The organism is Granulicatella elegans ATCC 700633, from assembly GCF_000162475.2.
Taxonomy (GTDB): domain Bacteria; phylum Bacillota; class Bacilli; order Lactobacillales; family Aerococcaceae; genus Granulicatella; species Granulicatella elegans.
The window spans coordinates 1,235,410-1,253,209 of sequence record NZ_KI391971.1; the positions used below are offsets into that span (position 1 = coordinate 1,235,410).

Here is a 17,800-nt window from a genome sequence, read left to right on the forward strand (position 1 = left end):
TTATTAGTCTTCAACAACTAATTCAGATAATTGTTCACCTAAACGATCTGCTAATGAAAATGTTACGTCTTCTTCTGGTAAGACATATTCTTCTTCAACAACTTCTTCCACTTCAGGCTTTTCAACAACTGGAGCTTCCTCTAAAGCTTTAATACTTAATGAAATGCGTTTTTCCGCTTCATTTACTTCTAATACTTTAACAGATACTTCTTGTCCCACTTGAAGAACTTCTTGAGGAGTTGCAATATGTTTATGAGCAATTTGAGAAATATGAACTAACCCTTCTACTCCAGGGAATAATTCAACAAATGCTCCAAACGCTGCAAAACGTTTAACAGTTCCTACTAATGTAGAATCAACTGCAGCACGTTCAGTAATATTATCCCAAGGTCCTGGAACAGTTTCTTTAATAGATAATGAAACACGACCTTTTTCAGCATCTAAGCCGATTACTTTTGCTTCTACAGTTTGACCAACTGCTAAGAAATCACTTGGTTTTGATACATGTTCATGAGAAATTTCAGAAACATGAACTAAACCATCAATTCCACCTAAATCAATGAACGCACCAAAGTTTGTTAAACGAGCAACTTTACCTGTAACAATTGCTCCTTCATAAACAGCTTCTAACGCAGAAGCACGTTTAGCTGCTTTTTCGTTTGCTACAATTTCTTTACGTGATAAAATTAAACGATTATCTGTTGGTAAAATTTCAACGATATCAAATAATAAAGTTTGTCCTTTAAATTGTTTTAAATCTGAAACGAAGTGGTCAGAAATCATTGAAGCTGGTACAAATGCACGCACACCTGCATCTACAACTAATCCACCTTTAACTACGTCTTTTACAGTTCCTTCAACTTGTTCATGATTATCTGCTTTTACTTGAAGTTCTTCCCAAACTTTACGAGCATCTACACGACGTTTTGAAAGTAAGAAACTACCATTTTCTTTATCTTTAATAGGTTTAATAACTACTAAATCTAATACATCTCCCACTTTTACTACATCTTCTACTTTATCAAATGGAGTTGCTGATAATTCATTAAAAGGAATTACACCTTCAACACCTCCACCAATAATACCAACAATAGCTTGTTTATCTTGTAAAACTAGTACTTCTCCTTGAACTAAGTCTCCAACTTGGATATCTTTTACAATATCAAGCGCATCTTGCATTGTTTGTAATTCTGACATTTGACTTCCTCCTATTACGCAACCATTCATTCGAACGAAAAAATTATTCTAAAAAATAATTTTTTCTCCTCTTTATATCATATCACTATTTCTATCACAATTCTAGTAATATCCTTTTAAAACGCCTATGTTATTGGTTCTTTTGAATCAATGCGGTTACTACTTTTACAACATCTTCAATTGTCATTTTTGTTGTATCCACTTCAATTGCATCTTCGGCTTTTCTTAGTGGTGATTCCTTACGTGTAGAATCAATATGATCACGTCTACGAATATCTTCCACTAATTCTTCATAAGACATCTCAATTCCTTTTTCTTGATTTTCAATGAAGCGACGTCTTGCACGCTCTTCCACACTAGCTACAAGGAAAATTTTAATTTCAGCTTGTGGAAGTACGACTGTTCCAATATCCCTTCCATCCATAATAATCGAATGATTTTCTGCAATTTCTTGTTGAAGATGAACCAATCTTGTTCTTACTTCTTTTAAAGCTGAAACAGCTGAAACATTACGAGTCACTTCTACACTTCTAATTTCATCTGTGACATCTTCACCATTCATAAATACACTTTGTTTTCCATCTTGCATCGAAAAAACAATTTCAATAGTTTGAACTAATTTTTCAATAGCTTCGTGATCATCTAACGAAATATTATTTCTCAACACTGCTAATGTCACAACTCTATACATTGCTCCAGTATCTAAATAAACAAAATGATTTTCTTTCGCAATTAATTTTGAAATAGTACTTTTTCCAGACGAAGCCGGTCCATCAATTGCAACTTGCATAACATATTTCTCCTTTTAAATTTTATAAATTTTTGTCTTATAACAACCTAAAAGGCTGGACTTGCTGCCCAGCCTTTAGCTGTTATTGTCTTGGTTGTAATACTTTTAATTGCATACCTGGTGAAATGTTATTTCCCGATAATCCATTAATAGATTTCAATGTTGCTACATCCATACCATGATTTACTGCAATTCTATATAATGTTTCACCTGCTTGAACAGTATATGTTCCATAAGCACCATTTTGAGAAGTTTGTGCCTCAGCTGTAGTTTGCTCTCTTTGTTGTTGTCTAGCAGCATCTGATGGTGCTGCAGTAGTAGATGTTACTGTCGTTTCATTAGCTTTTGTTTCAGTAGATTTTGCCTCAGCAGTCGTTGTTACTGCTGTCGTTGTTTCTACAACTTTTGTTAACATTACCTCATCTGCTGTACGAGGTTTTACTTCAGCTTTTGAACTTGACCAATAGAACCACATCATAAATAATAATGGAGATACTACAACTACAATAAATACAAATAATAACACACTTAAAAGCGGTGCTACTGCTTTACCATTAGAGTTACGAGCACTACGAGAGTATTGACGTGCTTTCTGCGTATCTTCACCAAATTGGCGATCCCATGGTTGCTCATCTTTTGGGCTTCTTTCATTATTTAAATTATCACTCATTAAAAATCCTCCTAAATTCAACCACTGTCGTCATTAGACTTTATTCATTTAAAACTATAGCACATTTTCCTAATAATATGCAATCTTTTCAATCTATAGATAACATTTTAGCACATTTTTTGTTATTGTCATTACTTTTTCAAAAATTTTAAATGTTTTGAAAATTTTTTTGAAATATGAGAAACTTACAGTAACTAGTAACGTCTTCAAAAAAGGAGGGAACCAATTGAATTCAAAAAAAATACAATCCATTTATGGAAAAGTTGATTGTGAAAGTTGTATTGCCTGTGGCATTTGTCAACTGAAAGCTAATCATCTTTTTGAATACGATAACGATGGAATTGCATTCATGAAACACGATAATAATACTGGAAGCCTCCCAATCCCTGAACATGAAATAGAACCTTTTAAAGAAGCCTATACTCACTGTCCGACAGGAGCTATTAAAAGAAAAAATTCTCCATTTTAATTCACCTATTTAAAATAGTTCGGCAGCAGATACCTTTCGATATCTGCTGCCGTCCTTTATTACTATTTGATCACTCATTTTACGACAATACGCGCATCAAGAATTCTTTTGTTCTTTCTTTTTGCGGATTTGTAAAGATTTGCTCAGCAGTTCCCTCTTCAGCGATAACCCCTTTATCCATAAAGATAACGCGATCACTAACGTCTCTAGCAAATTCCATTTCGTGTGTCACTATAATCATTGTTAATCCAGTATGGGCTAAACTCTTCATTGTTTCTAAAACTTCATTCACCATTTCTGGGTCTAATGCAGAAGTTGGTTCATCAAATAATAGTACATCTGGTTGCATTGATAAAGCTCTAGCTATCGCTACACGTTGTTTTTGTCCACCAGATAATTGACGAGGACGAGCATTTAAGTAAGCACTCATACCAACTTTTTCTAAGAAACTTTTTGCAATTTCTTCAGCTTCTTCTTTTGATTTTTTCAATACTTTAATAGGACCCACTGTACAGTTTTCTAATACATTTAAGTTATTAAATAAATTAAATTGTTGGAAAACCATTCCTAAATGAGTACGATATTCATAAATATTTGTATCTTCATCTAAAATATTTTTTCCATTATATAAAATTTCACCAGAAGTTGGTTTTTCTAATAAGTTTACACAACGTAATAAAGTAGATTTACCAGAACCTGATGAACCAATAATTGTTACTACTTCTCCAGATTCTACTGAAAATGAAATATCTTTTAGGACTTCATGAGTCCCGAACACTTTATTTAAATGTTTAATCGTTACTACTTCTTGACTCATGATTCTTATCCTTTCCCTTTCGTTTTTTCGTATACAGATGCCATTGAATTTGAATTTAATGGATCTGAATGAATAATTTCATAGTTATCTGGACCATCCATTCTACGTTCAATATAACGTAAAATTTGTGTTAATACAGTTGTCATAATGAAATATAAAATCAATGTGACAAAGAATGTTTCAAAGTAACGGAAGTTTGCTCCTGCAACTGTTTTTGTTGCAAAATATAATTCTGAAACAGAAATTACGTTTAATACTGAAGTATCTTTAATATTAATAACAAACTCATTTCCTGTAGCAGGTAAAATATTACGAATGACTTGCGGGAATACGACATTCATCATTGTTTGAGTGTGTGTCATCCCGATTGCTTGAGCAGCTTCAAATTGTCCTTTATCGATAGAAATAATTCCTCCACGAACAATTTCAGACATATAAGCACCTGTATTAATCGATACAATAAAAATTGCAGCAAATGTACGATCCATATCAATTCCAAACGCTAATGCTGACCCATAATAAATAACCATTGCTTGTACAATCATTGGAGTTCCTCTAAAGAACTCTGTGTAAGCTGTTAAAATCGCATTTGCAATTTTTAATGTAATTCTTTTTGAACCTTTTTCTGGCATTGGAATAGTTTTTACTAATCCTATTAATAATCCAATTCCTGTTCCAATAATTGTCCCAATAATTGAAATATATAAGGTTACCCAAGCTCCATTTAGAAACATTGGCCAATTATCTTGTATAATTTTGATAATCCATTCAATATTCATCTTTTGCCCTCTTTCTTTTTTTAGTTATGTATCTAGAAGGATTTCCCCTTCTAGTTTAGTAAAATATGTTTATTAGTTAGCAGCTGGTTGATTTTTGATAGCTTCATCCATAATTTGTTGACGTTCAGCATCAGAAATTTCTGATAAAGCTTTGTTGATAGCATCTTTTAATGGGCTATTTTTTTTCAATCCAACAGCTGTATCTGTATCTTCATCACTTGCTTGGAATCCATCAGATAATTTAATCATTACGAAATCTGAATTTGCAGCTTGAGCAGAAACACCTTCTGGTAATTCAGAAACATATGCATCAATTGTTCCAGCTTGTAATGCAACACGCATTGCAGGGAAGTTATCCATTGCAGGTTGTTTTGCAACGCCTGGAATTTGATCAATTACACTATAGTGGAAAGTGTTTAATTGTCCAGTTACTTTAGCACCTGAGAAATCAGCTAATGTTTTAGCTTGTTCATATTTACTACCTTTTTTAACAATCATAACTAATTGTGATTTGTAATAGTTATCTGAGAAATCAATTGCTTCTTTTCTTTCAGCAGTCGGACTCATACCAGCTATGATTGCATCTAGTTTACCAGAAACAACGCCTGGTGTTAAGCCATCCCACTCAGTTTTTACAACAACTAATTCTTTATTTAATTTTTTAGCAACACGTTTAGCAATTTCAACGTCATAACCACCAGCATAATCATTTGTTCCTTGGATTTTTACAGCGCCATTAGCATCTGTTTGTTGTGTCCAGTTAAATGGAGGATATCCCGCTTCCATCCCAACAACTAATTGGTTACTTGATGATTTACTTCCACAAGCAGCTAAGCCTAAACCGATTGCTACAGTTAATAATCCTTTTAATAAATTTTTTTTCATAAAAATCCTCTCCTCCTGGCTATAAACTTTTGACTCAAATAAAAAAGAGAGATCACGAACAAAAGGTTCGCAATCTCCCCTGAATAGACTCTTATCATAAAAAAGTGTACAGAAAAAATTAGCATAAACTGCTTTTGCCCGGTAATTGATTGCACTTCACACTGTTCTGGGCAGAGAGTGTGACAGTGACTGACCTATTATGACCAGCCCCCAACATAGCTTTGCTACATTTCGGCGAAATCCCCTTTCCGTAATCACGTACTTTTGTCATCCGCGCCTCAAGTTCAATAACCATTTATTTAATTTGTAAATTCATTGTAACAAAATGAAAATATGATGTCAACTATTTTCATTTAATTTTCATAATTAAATTTCCATCATTAATTTTGTGTTGGAGAAGTACTGCTTAATAATTGTTCATAAGCAAATTCAAATTTTTGTACATCTCCTGCACCCATAAAGATAATAACAGCATCTTTATAAACTAACAATGGTGAAACATTTTCAAGTTTTAATACTGTTGCTCCACCTTCAACTAAAGCTGCTAAATCTTCAATCGAAACATTTCCTGATTTTTCACGCACAGAGGCGAAAATATCACATAAATAAACATCGTCTGCTAAAGATAATGCTTTTGCAAATTCATCTAACAAAGCAATTGTTCTTGTAAACGTATGTGGTTGGAATACTGCTACAATTTTCTTTGTTGGATATTTTTGTCTTGCAGCATCTAATGTTGCACGAATTTCAGATGGGTGATGTGCGTAATCATCAATAACTGTAATTTCTTTAATTTTTTTCTCTGAGAAACGACGTTTAACTCCACCAAAAGTTTTTAAATTAGATGCTAATTCTTCTGGATTAAAATTATTTAAATAATAGAAAGTAATAATCGCTAATGCATTTAAAATATTATGAGTTCCAAATGTTGGAATATCAAATTTACCATAGAATTTACCATAAATATAAACATCAAAATGACTACCTTCTGTATCTTTTTCAATATTTTCTGCTACAACATCATTGCTTTTAGCAATTCCATAATAAGTAATTGGTGTAGTCACATCCAACTCATGTAATCTTGCATCATCCCCACAAGCGATAATCCCTTTTTTCACTTGACGACCAAATGATTCAAATGCACTTTGCACATCATCAATATCCGTATAATAATCAGGATGATCAAAATCAATATTTGTCATAATAGCATAATCTGGTTTATAGGCCATAAAATGACGTTTATATTCGCAGGCTTCTAATACAAAGTATTCAGACCCTTCTACCCCATGTCCAGTACCGTCCCCAATTAAATAACTTGTTGGTTCCATCGCACTTAAAACATGTGCTAATAAACCTGTTGTACTTGTTTTCCCATGCGAACCAGTAATAGCAACACTTTTATAGCCTTTTAATAATTCTCCTAAAAATTTATGATATCGAATCATTTCGATTCCTTTTTCACGTGCAGCCACTAATTCTTCATGGCTATCTGGAAATGCATTTCCTGCAATGACAATTTGTCCTTCTTGAATATTTTCTGCATTAAAAGGAAACATTTTAATGCCAGCATCTTCTAAACCTTTTTGTGTAAAGAAATAATTCTCCAAGTCTGAACCTTGAACAGAATATCCTTCTCCATGTAATACTAGGGCTAAAGCACTCATCCCAGAGCCTTTGATACCCGTAAAATGATAAATTTTACTTTTATCCATGATCAATTCCACTTCCTATGTTTACTTTTTACTGTATGGTAAAGTATCTTTTCCTTGTTCTTGTTCCATTATCCAAGATAATGATCGATTCATAGCTCTTCGCTGCTTACCAGGTAAAGGTTTTAACTCTGGAGCTAATACTTCCATTGATTGTGTATCGGGTAAAGTCTTCAATAATGTTTCTTGTACCATTTGACTAGAAGATAAAGAAGGATTCACTCTTTTTTGTGCTGGAGTTTGTTTTTCAATTTTTTGTGATTTTCTTTCAACTTCTACTTCTTCTACTCTTACTAAAGGGGTTTCTTCACTTGAAAATATAAGTAACTCTTCCGCATCTCTTTTTAATTGATTTTCTAACTCTTCATAAGCAACTTGCTTCTTTACACTTTTAACAGGAGTCATCCCTTTTAAAATCGAAGGAACCGTTGAAGGTGTAAAACGAGTACGAGTTGGTTTTTCTTGTAAAAAGCTACGCCATTTATCTCGATTGTTCCCTCTTTGACTGCTTTCTTTGAAAGATTGGAAAATTCCTTCTTTTTTTTCAGGATTCATTTTTTCCTCTAATGCTGAACGAGTTGGATGAGAAAAAGGTAGATAATGTTCTACAATGGTTTCTTCTTTTATCTCTTCTTGTTCAGAATCAAATGCTACCTCTTCTTTCGGGTGCAAATGATTTGGAAAATCAACCCATTTTGTTTGGAAATTTTTCTTATTTGGTAAATGTTGATTACTAATCTCTCTCATCGAACGATGGTTATCTGACAATAATACCACTCCTCATCGATTTTTTAACCTTTAAACGGTTCTCCAATAACAGCATCATCATTTAACACTAAAATTCCTTTTTTAGCAGGCGCATTTTCTAAACCTAATTCACGAGCAGAACATAACATCCCATGACTTTCTACCCCACGTAATTCTCCAGACCAAATAATGCTACCATTTGGCATTACAGTACCTGGAGTTGCTACTACAACTTTTTGTCCTGCTTTTACATTTGGAGCTCCACAAACAATTTGTAAAACTGTATCTTGACTTACACGTGTTTGTGTAACATGTAAATGATCTGAATCTTCATGAGGAACACAAGTTTCCACATAACCAACTACTAAAGTATCTTTTGGAGATAAATCCAATGATGCTCCATCGAATCCAGCTTCTTGGATTAATGTTTTAACAATTTCTTGCTCTTCAGCAGATAAAAATTGTTGTCCTGCTTTTTCAAAACGAATATGGTTTGAAATTCCTGCAATATTATAGCCAATCACTGTATTCGTTTTTTCATCTAATACACGTGTTACTCCATTTTTAGTTTCAATCGCTACATCATAACGGCTTGCCGCTCCTGATGTTAATAATAATGTATCTGAAATACCTTCTTGATTATAAAAACTTAACCACATAGTAATCTCCTTAAATTTATTTTTTAAATTAATTTGTTCTTCCATCTAAAATTGTATTAACTGTACTACGATCTAATGCACGGATCGTTTGAATAACCATTTCACGCGCCGCTTCATAATCTTTAATCGAGAACATTGTTTGATGCGTATGAATATAACGAGCACATACCCCAATCACCGTACTTGGAACACCTTGATTCATTAAGTGAGCTTTTCCTGCATCTGTTCCACCTTGAGAAACAAAATATTGGAATGGAATATTATGAGTTAAAGCAGTATCTTCTAAAAATTCCTTCATACGAGGTAATGTAATTAAACCTGGGTCTAATATTCTTAATAAGAATCCTTGATCTAAATGTCCAAATGTATCTTTTGAACCTGTTAAATCATCTGCCGCAGAACAGTCTACAGCAAAGAATAAGTCTGGATTGAATTTTGTAACACTTGGTCCTGTACCACGTAATCCAACTTCTTCTTGAACATTTGCTCCAGCAATTAATGTGTTTGGTAAAGCTTCATTTTGTAATTCACGTAAAGCTTCTAATACGACTGTACAACCATAACGATTATCCCATGATTTTGCAATCATTCGTTTTTTATTCGCTGTCCAAATTGTTTCCACTATAGGAACAATTGTATCTCCAGGACGAACCCCATATTCTTCAGCTTCTTCTTTAGAAGTAAATCCGGCATCAAATAAAATATCTGTTACTTTCACTGCTGCTTGTTGTCCACCCGCTGCACGTAATAAATGTGGAGGAATTGAACTTGAAATAACAGGATAATCTCCTTTTCGAGTTTGCAATGTAAAACGTTGCGCAGAAACGACATATGGATTCCAACCACCTAATGGACTAACTTTTAACAAACCTGTTGCAGTGATATTTGTCACCATAAATCCAACTTCGTCCATATGAGCAGCAATCATAATTTTAGGAGCATTCGCATCTTGATGTTCACGAATCCCAAAAATACCACCTAAACCATCTTGCTCAATACGATCGACTAATGGCTCCAATTCTTTTCTCATAAATTCTCGAACATTTCTTTCATGTCCACTTGTTGATTGTAATTCTGTTAAAGTTTTAATTAAACTTTCTGTTTTCTTTTCCATTGTTCTTGCCTCCATAAGAATAAAAAGCTCTAATGTACCGTTCCCAGTCCTTTCAGAGCTCCTTTAACCGTCACTCTTTGATGAGTATTCCTCACCCTTAGGCTGACGCTATTTTATATAAATCTAGAACTGCACCTGTTTTTGCATCTGCATAAAATTCGTATTGTACCAATTCTTCTTGTTCTTTACGAGTAATGCCACCATAGTATACATATCCACTAAAATCTTCTTGTTCAATATACACTGGTTCCATTTCAATCCATGAACCTTCAATTGTACCAACAACTGTAAATAAACGACGAACATTTCCTACAATGATATCCCCATTTACTAGTTTCTTCTCATAAAATTTAGAAACGAGCCATGCACCAACAAAAGCACCGGCTGCAAGGAATAATCCTGCTCTAAAAGATGATTTATTTTCTGACATTTTACTCACTCCTCTATTTTACTTCATAGGGATGACGTTCTTTTGGAAAAATTGCTTCTACTCGATAAATCGGATGTCCTTTAGCAGAAAACTTTTCTTCATATTCGGTCATCACATTGCCTTCAAACTCTACTTGGTGTAAATCTAACCATACTTGCTTTAAAATCATTCCAAATTGAGAAAATGAAGCTAAACTATATTCAAATAATCCACGATTATCTGTTTTAAAATGAATTTCTCCTTCTAACGGCAATACTTGTTCATATGCTTTTAGAAAATCAGCATGAGTTAAGCGTCTTTTAGCATGACGTTTCTTAGGCCATGGATCAGAAAAATTCAAGTAAATTCGATCAACTTCACCATCTGCAAAATAATCTGTTACTGTTCCACCATCAATATGTAATAATTGTAAGTTTGGAACTTCTGCTGCTAAAGCTTTTTCTAACGCAACAACAATCACACTTGTTTGAATTTCAATCCCAATATAATTGATTTCTGGATTTTTCTTTGCCATTTCACTAACAAATTGTCCTTTTCCAGATCCGATTTCAATATGAATCGGATGATCATTTCCAAAACGCTCTTTCCAGCGTCCTTTCCATTCCTCTGGATTTTGAATCACCATTTCTGGATGAGCTAATAAAGTATCTTTAGCCCATGGTTTATTTCTTAAACGCAATTTAATACTCCTCTTCTTTCATCAAACGATGATTATAAATTGATTTTACCACTAAAATCTTTTCATTCATTTCATAATAACGACCTTCAAAATGACTTTTCTTAATAAAGTTTAAACAATTCATCAAAGCATACCATTCAATTCGTTGATAAATATTCGTTGATAAATTCAACCCATAAGCATCTAACCATTCACCCCATTGGTGAACAGGAATGTATTGAGTTAAAATCATCGTTAAATCCGATACAGGATCAGCTAAACGAACCATTTCCCAATCAATTAAATATAATTTATCATTAGCTAATAAAAAATTACGACGATCTAAATCACCATGACAAACGGTTTTGCCTGCTTCTAATACAAGAGGCAATGTTTCTTTTAAATAATCTAATACTTCTGATAAGAAACGATGACTTTGTAAACCTGATTGTAAATTTACTAAATAATCTTCAATGAAATGCTGAGCAGTATATTCTTCGCCTTGAATTTTTTGAAGCATTAATAGTAAATTAGGAGACTGATGGATTTCTTTTAATAAATCAATCACTTCCATTGAATTCATTTCTTCAGTTGTTAAGGATCGACCATTTAACCATTCTTGAGCTGTTAAAACATCTCCATTTCCTGCTCTCTTGGTCCACATTAATTTAGGGGCAATTCCCTCTCCTGACAATGCAGCTAAAAATGGCGAAGAATTTCTTTTTAAAAAGACTCTCTCCTGCGCTCTCACTGCCATATAGGCTTGTCCGGTATCTCCCCCAATTGGATGTAATTCCCATCCTGCATCCATGTTTTGTTCCATATTTCTATCCCTACCGACCATTTCTTGAGTTTATTCGTTATCTTTCATTTTATGCTGTCCCAATGTTTCCGTCAAGCTTCACGGTTAAAATCTATCTTCTTTTCTTTTTACGATTTAAACGTGGTTTTAAATAACCATATAAAAATACTGTAGATAATACGGGATACCATAAAAGTCCTACTAATACGAAAGGATTTCTTGAGACTAAAGCTGTTAATAGACTAATCATTATACTTGCTCCAATTACTAACTGTAAAACAACCCCAATAAAATCATCCATCATTTCCTTTGGTTCATATAAGGAATGAATATAAATAGAATGCGCTTTTGGATGTTTATATAAAGAAGCAAATTGGAAACAAATCACTAACATCATCATCGATTGAATTGCCATTATCCAATACCAAATAGAACTAATAAATGATAATAAAACTGTCACTACAATCATTTGAAGAAATACCGTAACATAATTGGAACTTCTTAATGCTGTTCGAACTAATAAATAACGATACGGATGAATACGATTGGGTGTTAGTTTTCCTACGAAAATATCTAATGATTGATTGCGTTTTGCTTGATGTTTCTTTAAAAACGGCACATCTACAAATAAAGCAATCACTCTAAAAATTCTTTGTTGACGCACTTGTTCTTTTTGAATCATTTCATTCCAGTCAAAATTCACCGTTTTAGCAGATGCAAAACGATAAAGTCCAATTGCAAGAACTGCTAATACTTGTGCCATCGATAAAGAGAACACTTTTGGAATAAAAGAAAGAATTCCAAATAAACAAATACTATTCACCAAATAGAGTGCTACATTATAAAAAGAATTCCTCGGTAACTTTCCTTCAAAAATTGATTTTTGAATCATAAAATGGAATCCTTTTAGTGATAATAGCGTTACTAGAATGGCAATAAATGGAATCATTCCGTTCCCATATGCTTGCATAAAAATCGGCAACACAAAAATCGTTGCAATAAAATTCATCACTAATGGAAAAATCCAACTATAACGAATCGCACGTTTAAAATAGGGTTTAAAATCTTCACCAATCACACTTAAAAAGTGTAAATCTGCCTCTTCTACATAAGTAGCAATTTCACCAAATAAAGGAACAATAGCTAATAATAAACTAATCAATAAAATCAAAGGCCATTCTAAAATACGAATTGTTTTTAACCATGTTGAATATTGAAATAATAGAAAGCCAAATAAGAAAAAGACAACAATCATAAAATGATCATTCATCATATATTTGGCATATTTCATTACTTTTTTCTGATAAGTCTTGAAACGAGTTCCCCACAATTGTTCACTATTCATGATGATCACCTGTATTCGTTGTTAAGGCAAAATACACGTCTTCTAATGAAGTTTCATCAATTTGAACTTCGCCTTTAAGCGTTTCTAAATCTCCTTGTGCTTGAACCAATCCATCATGTAATACAATGAAACGATCACAATATTTTTCAGCAGTATCTAGCACATGCGTAGACATTAAAATTGCTGCACCAGATTCTTTTTTTGCTCTTAAAACATTTAATAATGTACGAATTCCTAATGGATCTAATCCTAAAAATGGTTCATCGACCACATATAACGGAACGTCTAACATTAATGCACAAACAATGAGTACCTTTTGCTTCATTCCTTTTGAAAAATAAGCTGGAAACCAATCTAATTGCTTCGTTAAACGAAACTGCTCTACTAATTCCATCGCTCTATGCATCGTTTCAGGTGTGTCTTGTTGATAAGCACGAGCTGTTAATTCAATATGTTCTCTAAAGGTTAATTCTTCATATAATACCGGCGTTTCCGGAATGACTGCAATCAATTTACGATAATCTCGAACACTTTCTGCTACCGTATGCCCTTGAATAGAAATTTCTCCCGAAAATGGTTGAATAAAATTTGTAATACATTTAATGGTTGTACTTTTCCCTGCTCCATTTAATCCAATAAGCCCACAAATTTCCCCTGATTGTACTTCAAAAGAAACTCCTTTAATGACAGGAACTTGAGTATAACCAGCTGTTATATGATCTACTTTTAATGTCATAACTTTCTCCAATCCTACACAATTTAGCATTATTATATCAAAAAAATACTCTAGTTCCTAGAATCTTTCATTTGAAGAAAAACTTCGCGATTTCATTGCATTCCTTCACTACTCGTGGTACGATTTGCCTATACAATTTAAGGAGGTTTTTATCATGTCAGATTGTATTTTTGATAAAATTATTTCTAAAGAAATTCCAGCACATATTGTTTATGAAGATGAGGTAGTCATTGCCTTTTTAGACTTAGGTCAAGTAACCCCTGGTCATACATTAGTTGTGCCAAAAAAACACGTGAAAGATATTTTTGAATATGATGAGGAATTAGCTGCAGCTGTATTTAGCAGAATTCCAAAAATCGCTCGTGCTTTAAAAGCAATGAATCCAGATGTAAAAGGAGTAAATATTTTAAATAATAATGGAGAAGTTGCTTTTCAAAGTGTATTCCACTCTCATATCCATTTAATTCCTCGTTACAAACACGAAGAAGGTTTCGGATTGAAATGGGAAACTCATGACTATTCTCACGAGGAATTAGCAAATATCGCACAAAACATTGCCAAACATGTGGAGGGATAAATATGAAAGTCATTTATGTATTAGATAAAAATAATGGTGTTCTTTTCAATCATCGTCGTCAATCAAGAGATGCTTTTTTAGTTGAAAACATCGTAAGCAAAGTAAAACAGGAAAATGGAACTTTATTTGTATCAGATTATTCTAAAGAATTATTTGAAGGTACAGATGTTTCTATCCAGTCATTAGCTGAATTCGATCTTTCTTGCGCAAAAGAAAATGATTTTGTATTTATTGAAAATGAAGATATTCAACTTGAAGATTATAAAGGCGATTTAGATTATTATTTCTATAAATGGCCTAGTATTTATCCAAGTGATAAAACCTTAGAATTACCTTTGAATGATGCTGAAGTCGTTAAAAAAGAACAATTTAACGGAAACTCTCATGATGAAATTTACTTAGAAATTTGGAGAAAAAATAAATGAAAAAATTTGTCAAAGGATTACTCTTCGGAAGTATTGTTGGTGGTACAGTAGCTCTATTAACAACAAAGCAAAATGGTAAAAAAAATCGTGAACAGTTATATGAGAATATCGTCAGTTTATCGGAGGATATTTCTACTTTAAGTAATGGGATTCCTGTTCTTCAAAAAGGAACTCAACAATTACAATATCGAATTATTCCACAAGTAAAAGAACTATCTGAAGAAATAATGCAAGATGTACAAAATTTTAACCATATGAGCCAACCTCGTATTAAAAGAATTCAAGCACATCTATCATTGTTAAATAAACATATTCAAGAAGCAAAAAAGGAGAATGTATGATTCGATTATTTGCCAGCGATATGGATGGTACGATTTTACAAGATCATTCTACAATTCATCCGGACAATATCAAAATGGTACACTATTTACAAGAAAAAAATATTCCATTTGTCATTTGCTCAGGAAGAGATTTCTACCAAGCTTCTCTCTGCTTAGAACCTGCAAATATTCACTGCCCAGTCATTGGATTAAATGGAGCCGTTATTTATCAAGAAGATGGTACAATCCTAAAAGAAGTCACACTTTCTCATGAAGACACACGTATTCTTATTAAAAAAATTGAAAAGCATCATAACAATTGGGATATGATGACTTCTAAGGGATTCTTCTCTTTACATTTTAAAGAGAAATTCGCTAAAAAAGTAGCTACTTTTAAAGAAAATCATCCAGAACTTACTCCAGATGAATTAGAAGTTGAAATTGATAAATTAAAAAAACTATTTTATGCCATCGATGTTTCTAGTGTTGAGGAAGTTTTAGAAGACCCAACGATTAAAATTTATAAAGTCTTAACTTCTAATTACGAAGCTGAAGATTCATTAATGGAAATTAAATCTTATGTCGAACAAGAACTTCCTAATCTAGTTGTTACTTCTTCTTTTAAAACAAATATTGAAGTCACTCACAAAGATGCTCAAAAAGGAATCACTCTTCAATACTACGCAGACACTTTAGGAATTTCAATGGACGAAGTTTTTGCGATTGGAGATAATTCAAATGATGTTTCTATGTTAAAATTGGCTGGTTATAGTGTAGCAATGGGAAATGCGAATCAAGAAGCAATGAATACTGCTAAATTTCAAACAGATGATAACAAACATGGTGGCGTTGCTAAAGCAATCCAAAAATGTTTAGATCAACAAAGTTAAAAAAATTACCTCCTTATGGGGGTAATTTTTTTATACACTTTCCTTTTTAATAGTAGGAGGTGATTTTATGGAAACAGATATTCTTAAACCGTTCATTGCTTTAATTAGCAATATGGGTTTTCCAATTGCAATGAGTATTTACTTACTTCATCGAATGGAACAACGGTTAGATACAATGATTCATTTGTTAACTGAACTCAATCATCATTTAAAGAAAGAGTGACTCCATCTCAGATCTCATGTCATAAAATATAACATGACATGAGACCTGTTTTTTGTTTTTTACATTAAAATCTAGTAAAATAGACGCACATTAATTTTTAACAATATGGAGGTCTTTATGAAAATACATACGAACATTAAGAAAAAGAGCTTCTGGATTAGCTTATTAGGAATTTTGTTTTTCCTTCTTTCTACTCCAATTGAAGCTGCAACAAAAAAATATACGATTGCGACAGATACTACTTTTGCCCCATTTGAATTCCAAGATACTTCTGGTAATTATGTTGGAATTGATATGGATTTAATGAATGCTATCGCAAAAGAAGAAAATTTTGAAATTGAAATTAAAGCTTTAGGATTTAACGCTGCTGTTCAAGCTTTAGAAGCTGGACAAGTTGATGCAGTTATTGCAGGAATGAGTATGACTGATGAAAGAAAACAAAAATTTGACTTCACTGATTCATACTTCGATAGTGGTATTGGAATGGCAGTAAGCACTTCAAGCAACATTAGTACTTATGAAGAACTACGAGGTAAAAATGTCGCTGTAAAAATTGGTACGCAAGGAGCTAGTTTTGCTTCTTCTATTAAAGATCAATACGGATTTACAATCTCAACATTTGAAGATTCAGCAAATATGTATCAAGATGTAGTCAGTGGAAATAGTGTGGCTGCTTTTGAAGATTATCCAGTATTAGGATATGCCATTCGCAGTAATCACTTACCAATGACATTAACTTCTTATAAAGAACAAGCCACTCAATATGGAGTTGCCGTATTAAAAAATCAAAACACTGAATTTATCGAAGCTTTCAACCGTGGATTAGCTACTTTAAAATCTAATGGTGAATACGATAAAATCATTAATAACTACATTGGAACAGATGATTCAACAACTACTTCTACTGAAGATACAAGTTTATTAGGATTATTAAAAACAAATGCTCCTACTCTTTTAAATGGTTTATGGAATACGATTTGGATTACATTTGTTTCTCTAGCAATTGCAACTATTATTGGAGTTCTTTTAGGATTAATGAGAACTAGCCGTATTTCTGTATTAGAAACAATCGCAACTATCTACATTGATTTTATGCGTGGTATTCCACTAATTGTTTTAACATTCTTTATTTATTTTGGAATTCCTCAAGCATTAAATATTCGTTTAGATGCAACAGTTGCAGCTATTACAACATTAGGGTTAAATGCTGCTGCTTATATTGCTGAAATTGTCCGTGGTGGTATTAATGCGATTGATAAAGGCCAAAGTGAAGCAGCGATGAGTTTAGGATTACCATATTACAAATCAATGCAAAAAATCATTTTGCCTCAAGCGATTCGTTTAATGGTTCCGTCATTTATTAACCAATTTGTCATTACTTTGAAAGATACTTCAATTTTATCAATCATAGGACTTGTAGAATTGACACAAACTGGTAAAATAATTATTGCAAGAAACTTACAATCAAGTTCAATGTGGTTTATTGTTGGTATGATGTACTTAATTGTTATTACTCTATTAACAAAAATTTCAGCACGTTTAGAAAGGAAGGCATAAG

Annotated in this window: 20 protein-coding genes, 1 pseudogene and 1 riboswitch; of the genes and pseudogenes, 7 read left to right on the top strand and 14 right to left on the bottom strand. The window is 32.8% G+C overall.

Going from position 1 to position 17,800, the window contains the following annotated elements; genetic code table 11:
* Positions 1-3: 3 nt before the first annotated feature.
* The 3 genes from rpsA to HMPREF0446_RS05875 form a co-directional block, all read right to left on the bottom strand.
* Positions 4-1,197: a 30S ribosomal protein S1 gene (rpsA, locus tag HMPREF0446_RS05865; RefSeq protein ID WP_020991395.1), complete on the bottom strand. Its 1,194-nt coding sequence runs from the start codon at positions 1,195-1,197 to the stop codon at positions 4-6.
* Positions 1,198-1,327: 130 nt separating this feature from the next.
* The gene (gene cmk, locus HMPREF0446_RS05870) at positions 1,328-1,987 is read right to left on the bottom strand and encodes a (d)CMP kinase (protein ID WP_006702314.1); all 660 of its coding nucleotides are present in this window, start codon (positions 1,985-1,987) and stop codon (positions 1,328-1,330) included.
* A gap of 82 nt (positions 1,988-2,069) precedes the next feature.
* Positions 2,070-2,657: an SAG1386/EF1546 family surface-associated protein gene (locus HMPREF0446_RS05875; RefSeq protein WP_006702313.1), complete on the bottom strand. Its 588-nt coding sequence runs from the start codon at positions 2,655-2,657 to the stop codon at positions 2,070-2,072.
* A 226-nt stretch (positions 2,658-2,883) separates the two neighbouring features.
* On the opposite strand from HMPREF0446_RS05875, the gene HMPREF0446_RS05880 reads away from it, so the two are divergent.
* Entirely contained in the window at positions 2,884-3,126 is a 243-nt protein-coding gene (locus tag HMPREF0446_RS05880; protein ID WP_020991396.1) for a ferredoxin, read from the top strand.
* 79 nt (positions 3,127-3,205) lie between these two features.
* Here the strand turns inward: HMPREF0446_RS05880 and HMPREF0446_RS05885 are convergent, their stop codons facing one another.
* From HMPREF0446_RS05885 to HMPREF0446_RS05940, 11 genes and pseudogenes are all read right to left on the bottom strand, one after another.
* Positions 3,206-3,943 carry an amino acid ABC transporter ATP-binding protein gene (locus HMPREF0446_RS05885; protein ID WP_006702311.1) on the bottom strand — a complete coding sequence of 246 codons (738 nt, stop codon included), beginning with the start codon at positions 3,941-3,943 and terminating at the stop codon, positions 3,206-3,208.
* A gap of 5 nt (positions 3,944-3,948) precedes the next feature.
* Positions 3,949-5,607: pseudogene (locus HMPREF0446_RS08625) on the bottom strand (ABC transporter permease subunit).
* A 141-nt stretch (positions 5,608-5,748) separates the two neighbouring features.
* A riboswitch (Lysine riboswitch) is annotated at positions 5,749-5,897 on the bottom strand.
* A 90-nt stretch (positions 5,898-5,987) separates the two neighbouring features.
* Positions 5,988-7,319 carry a UDP-N-acetylmuramate--L-alanine ligase gene (murC, locus tag HMPREF0446_RS05900; protein ID WP_006702308.1) on the bottom strand — a complete coding sequence of 444 codons (1,332 nt, stop codon included), beginning with the start codon at positions 7,317-7,319 and terminating at the stop codon, positions 5,988-5,990.
* A 21-nt stretch (positions 7,320-7,340) separates the two neighbouring features.
* Positions 7,341-8,084, bottom strand: a complete 744-nt coding sequence (locus tag HMPREF0446_RS05905; protein ID WP_006702307.1) for a hypothetical protein — start codon at positions 8,082-8,084, stop codon at positions 7,341-7,343.
* Between the two features lie 23 nt (positions 8,085-8,107).
* Positions 8,108-8,722 (bottom strand): YtpR family tRNA-binding protein, encoded by a 615-nt coding sequence (gene ytpR, locus HMPREF0446_RS05910; protein WP_006702306.1) that lies wholly within the window; start codon positions 8,720-8,722, stop codon positions 8,108-8,110.
* Between the two features lie 28 nt (positions 8,723-8,750).
* Complete coding sequence (pepA, locus tag HMPREF0446_RS05915; protein WP_006702305.1) at positions 8,751-9,836, bottom strand: glutamyl aminopeptidase; 1,086 nt, start codon at positions 9,834-9,836, stop codon at positions 8,751-8,753.
* Between the two features lie 97 nt (positions 9,837-9,933).
* Complete coding sequence (locus HMPREF0446_RS05920) at positions 9,934-10,266, bottom strand: hypothetical protein (protein ID WP_006702304.1); 333 nt, start codon at positions 10,264-10,266, stop codon at positions 9,934-9,936.
* A gap of 13 nt (positions 10,267-10,279) precedes the next feature.
* Positions 10,280-10,945 (bottom strand): tRNA (guanosine(46)-N7)-methyltransferase TrmB, encoded by a 666-nt coding sequence (gene trmB / locus HMPREF0446_RS05925; protein WP_006702303.1) that lies wholly within the window; start codon positions 10,943-10,945, stop codon positions 10,280-10,282.
* 1 nt (position 10,946) lies between these two features.
* On the bottom strand, positions 10,947-11,747 hold the full coding sequence (locus tag HMPREF0446_RS05930) for a phosphotransferase family protein (protein ID WP_006702302.1): 801 nt from the start codon (positions 11,745-11,747) through the stop codon (positions 10,947-10,949).
* Between the two features lie 91 nt (positions 11,748-11,838).
* Positions 11,839-13,071: an ABC transporter permease gene (locus tag HMPREF0446_RS05935; protein WP_006702301.1), complete on the bottom strand. Its 1,233-nt coding sequence runs from the start codon at positions 13,069-13,071 to the stop codon at positions 11,839-11,841.
* Positions 13,064-13,807 carry an ABC transporter ATP-binding protein gene (locus HMPREF0446_RS05940; RefSeq protein ID WP_006702300.1) on the bottom strand — a complete coding sequence of 248 codons (744 nt, stop codon included), beginning with the start codon at positions 13,805-13,807 and terminating at the stop codon, positions 13,064-13,066. The genes HMPREF0446_RS05935 and HMPREF0446_RS05940 overlap by 8 nt, the downstream gene beginning before the upstream one ends.
* 154 nt (positions 13,808-13,961) lie before the next feature.
* Here HMPREF0446_RS05940 and HMPREF0446_RS05945 point away from each other — a divergent pair, with 154 nt between their 5' ends.
* The 6 genes from HMPREF0446_RS05945 to HMPREF0446_RS05965 all read left to right on the top strand — a co-directional run bounded on the left by HMPREF0446_RS05945 (position 13,962) and on the right by HMPREF0446_RS05965 (position 17,799).
* Positions 13,962-14,384, top strand: a complete 423-nt coding sequence (locus tag HMPREF0446_RS05945; protein WP_006702299.1) for an HIT family protein — start codon at positions 13,962-13,964, stop codon at positions 14,382-14,384.
* 2 nt (positions 14,385-14,386) lie between these two features.
* Complete coding sequence (locus HMPREF0446_RS05950; protein WP_006702298.1) at positions 14,387-14,809, top strand: hypothetical protein; 423 nt, start codon at positions 14,387-14,389, stop codon at positions 14,807-14,809.
* Positions 14,806-15,150, top strand: coding sequence for a YtxH domain-containing protein (locus HMPREF0446_RS05955; RefSeq protein WP_006702297.1), 345 nt, complete (start codon positions 14,806-14,808; stop codon positions 15,148-15,150). The genes HMPREF0446_RS05950 and HMPREF0446_RS05955 overlap by 4 nt, the downstream gene beginning before the upstream one ends.
* Positions 15,147-16,019 carry a Cof-type HAD-IIB family hydrolase gene (locus HMPREF0446_RS05960; RefSeq protein ID WP_006702296.1) on the top strand — a complete coding sequence of 291 codons (873 nt, stop codon included), beginning with the start codon at positions 15,147-15,149 and terminating at the stop codon, positions 16,017-16,019. Before HMPREF0446_RS05955 ends, HMPREF0446_RS05960 begins: the two co-directional genes overlap by 4 nt.
* Positions 16,020-16,086: 67 nt before the next feature.
* A complete protein-coding gene (locus tag HMPREF0446_RS08365; protein ID WP_006702295.1) occupies positions 16,087-16,242 on the top strand; it encodes a YvrJ family protein in 156 nt (51 codons plus the stop codon).
* Positions 16,243-16,359: 117 nt separating this feature from the next.
* Positions 16,360-17,799, top strand: coding sequence for an amino acid ABC transporter substrate-binding protein/permease (locus HMPREF0446_RS05965; protein ID WP_006702294.1), 1,440 nt, complete (start codon positions 16,360-16,362; stop codon positions 17,797-17,799).
* Position 17,800: the final 1 nt, after the last annotated feature.

Coding starts and splice junctions, on each gene's coding strand:
- HMPREF0446_RS05935 (WP_006702301.1), bottom strand. CDS start 13,071: ATGAATAGTGAACAATTGTGGGGAACTCGTTTCAAGACTTATCAGAAA.
- HMPREF0446_RS05930 (WP_006702302.1), bottom strand. CDS start 11,747: ATGGAACAAAACATGGATGCAGGATGGGAATTACATCCAATTGGGGGA.
- HMPREF0446_RS05950 (WP_006702298.1), top strand. CDS start 14,387: ATGAAAGTCATTTATGTATTAGATAAAAATAATGGTGTTCTTTTCAAT.
- ytpR (WP_006702306.1), bottom strand. CDS start 8,722: ATGTGGTTAAGTTTTTATAATCAAGAAGGTATTTCAGATACATTATTA.
- cmk (WP_006702314.1), bottom strand. CDS start 1,987: ATGCAAGTTGCAATTGATGGACCGGCTTCGTCTGGAAAAAGTACTATT.
- HMPREF0446_RS05945 (WP_006702299.1), top strand. CDS start 13,962: ATGTCAGATTGTATTTTTGATAAAATTATTTCTAAAGAAATTCCAGCA.
- HMPREF0446_RS05940 (WP_006702300.1), bottom strand. CDS start 13,807: ATGACATTAAAAGTAGATCATATAACAGCTGGTTATACTCAAGTTCCT.
- murC (WP_006702308.1), bottom strand. CDS start 7,319: ATGGATAAAAGTAAAATTTATCATTTTACGGGTATCAAAGGCTCTGGG.
- HMPREF0446_RS05875 (WP_006702313.1), bottom strand. CDS start 2,657: ATGAGTGATAATTTAAATAATGAAAGAAGCCCAAAAGATGAGCAACCA.
- HMPREF0446_RS05965 (WP_006702294.1), top strand. CDS start 16,360: ATGAAAATACATACGAACATTAAGAAAAAGAGCTTCTGGATTAGCTTA.
- pepA (WP_006702305.1), bottom strand. CDS start 9,836: ATGGAAAAGAAAACAGAAAGTTTAATTAAAACTTTAACAGAATTACAA.
- HMPREF0446_RS05960 (WP_006702296.1), top strand. CDS start 15,147: ATGATTCGATTATTTGCCAGCGATATGGATGGTACGATTTTACAAGAT.
- HMPREF0446_RS05955 (WP_006702297.1), top strand. CDS start 14,806: ATGAAAAAATTTGTCAAAGGATTACTCTTCGGAAGTATTGTTGGTGGT.
- HMPREF0446_RS05920 (WP_006702304.1), bottom strand. CDS start 10,266: ATGTCAGAAAATAAATCATCTTTTAGAGCAGGATTATTCCTTGCAGCC.
- HMPREF0446_RS05885 (WP_006702311.1), bottom strand. CDS start 3,943: ATGAGTCAAGAAGTAGTAACGATTAAACATTTAAATAAAGTGTTCGGG.
- HMPREF0446_RS08365 (WP_006702295.1), top strand. CDS start 16,087: ATGGAAACAGATATTCTTAAACCGTTCATTGCTTTAATTAGCAATATG.
- rpsA (WP_020991395.1), bottom strand. CDS start 1,197: ATGTCAGAATTACAAACAATGCAAGATGCGCTTGATATTGTAAAAGAT.